Source organism: Jatrophihabitans sp., from assembly GCF_036389215.1.
In the GTDB taxonomy this organism is placed as follows: domain Bacteria; phylum Actinomycetota; class Actinomycetes; order Mycobacteriales; family Jatrophihabitantaceae; genus Jatrophihabitans_A.
The window spans coordinates 1-1964 of the sequence record NZ_DASVQG010000023.1 but is presented as its reverse complement, the minus strand read 5'-3'; the positions used below and the strand labels follow the sequence as shown (position 1 = coordinate 1964).

General features: G+C 69.4%; 2 protein-coding genes. Both read right to left on the bottom strand.

Annotation, left to right across the window (positions count from 1 at the left end; all coding sequences use genetic code 11):
* Window positions 1–131: 131 nt before the first annotated feature.
* Entirely contained in the window at window positions 132–1157 is a 1026-nt protein-coding gene (locus tag VF542_RS00920) for a 3-oxoacyl-ACP synthase III (RefSeq protein WP_408649826.1), read from the bottom strand.
* A gap of 125 nt (window positions 1158–1282) precedes the next feature.
* Window positions 1283–1735: an SRPBCC family protein gene (locus VF542_RS00915; protein WP_408649825.1), complete on the bottom strand. Its 453-nt coding sequence runs from the start codon at window positions 1733–1735 to the stop codon at window positions 1283–1285.
* Window positions 1736–1964: the final 229 nt, after the last annotated feature.

Here is a 1964-nt window from a genome sequence, read left to right as displayed (position 1 = left end):
CGCGGGCTCGGAGTCCAGGACGTGCCAGCGCCGTCGCCGGCCGTCCTGACCTACCGTCTCGACCATGCGTGACCAGGCCGGATCCAGTCCCGGCAGGCTCGGTGGCAGCTGCGCCGTGCCCGGCGCGCCGCTCACCATTCCAGTTCGAGGCAACAGGCGTTCAGGCCGGAACCCACTCCCATCAGCAGCACCTTCGCACCCCGCGCGAGCAGGTCCACCTGGGTGGCCAGGGTGAACGGCACCGATGCCGGCCCGATGTTGCCGTGGGTCGGAAACGTCCGGGGAACCAGCGACGGATCGATGTCCAGCGCCGCGCAGATCGCGTCGGTGTGCACCTGCGAGACCTGGTGGATGACGTAGCGGTCAGCTCCACGTCCCCAGCCGAACTCCTGCTCGGCATCCCGCCACAGCCCGGTGCACAACTCCAGGCCGTGCTTGAGCAGGTTCTTGCTGTCGGTGCGCATCAACTCGACGTCGCCGACGCAGAGTTGGTGGTGCGCGGTCGATGACCGGGTGGCGCCGCCGACCAGCCGGTGACCCTGCGGATTGCGGTCCGCCGGCCCGAGCAGCATCGCCACCGCGCCGGAGCCGAGGGTGAGGGTGGCGAACTCGGCGATCACGTCCTTCGACGTCGAGGCCTGCTGGGCCAACCGCCGCAGCGCCGCCTGGTGCGCCGGCCGTGCGTCCTCGCCGTTGACGATCAAGGCATAGCGGATCTGGCCGGAGTCGATCATCGAGGCGGCCAGTTGCATGCCGTTGAGAAACCCCAGGCAGGCATTGGTGAGATCGAAACCCTGGCATGACGTCGGCAACCCGATCGCGTCATGGACCGATGCGGCAGTTGCCGGCTCCAGGTGCGCCCTGCTGACGGAGGTGTTGATCAGCACGCCGATGTCCTCGACGCTGATACCCGACTCGGCGATCGCCTTGCCGCCGGCCAGTGCCGCGCCGTCGGCGAAGGTCGTTCCTTCAGCCCACCACCGCCGAGTCCGGATACCGGCGAGCCGTTCGATCAGGCCGGGCCGCAAGCCGACCCGGCGGTAGGTCTCGGTCAGCTGGTCGTCCAGCTCGGCCGAGGTCACCACGACCGGGGCATCGACCGAGGCGACCGCCAGCACGCTGGAATTGCGGAATCGAAATTGTGAGTTACCCGGCATGCTCCACCTTTACGCACAGGACACCGGGTCGCTGCGCCCGCGTCGGGATGGCCCGGCTGCGGCGTCTTCGCAGCTCTCTTCTCCCCTTCAGTGTGCCATTGCCGGTGCGGCAGCCTCGCGGGCCGTCAGGCTGACAGCGGAAACGCGCGGTGTTCGACCCGGTCGGTCAGCCGCCGCAGGGTCTCGCGGTTACGCAGCCGCAGCAGCAGCCTCAGGACCGGGTTGTCCAGCCAGAGCCCGGGCCCGGCGCTCGGAGCCTCCCGGATCGCCACCTCGGTGAGGGAGGGCCCGACCGGTTCGAGGACGATCTCGACGAGCGCCTCGCCCAGCGGCCAGCCCCGAGCCCGCAGCAGCAGCCGGCGACCCGGTTCGCAGGTCAGCGACTCGGTGAAATCGGCGACGTCGGCGGGCCAGACGCCCACCTTGTGATGAATCTTGCTGCCGACCGCCGGCCAGGTGGCGTCCACGTCCCGGATGTGGGACGCGCCGACCACCCAGCCCACGTAGGCCCAGCCGTCGGCCAGCTCGGCAAAGACCCGGTCGGCATCGGCGCGCACCTGCCCGCGCACTTCGGTCATCGGCTTCGGCTTGGCCGGCATGGGCTACCCCTCGATAGGCGCGGGTCCGAGGACGCGCGATGTCGGCTGGTGGCTGAGCCGTCTAGACGGTATCGCAACGGCAGATTTTCGCGGCGGTGTGCTGCGCTCACCAGCCCTGGAAATCGGCACTCGGGACCGGACTGCCGCACCGATATCCGGCACGTCGGTTTGCACGTGGCTCGCCGGACGGCCTACTTTTGAATGTAGA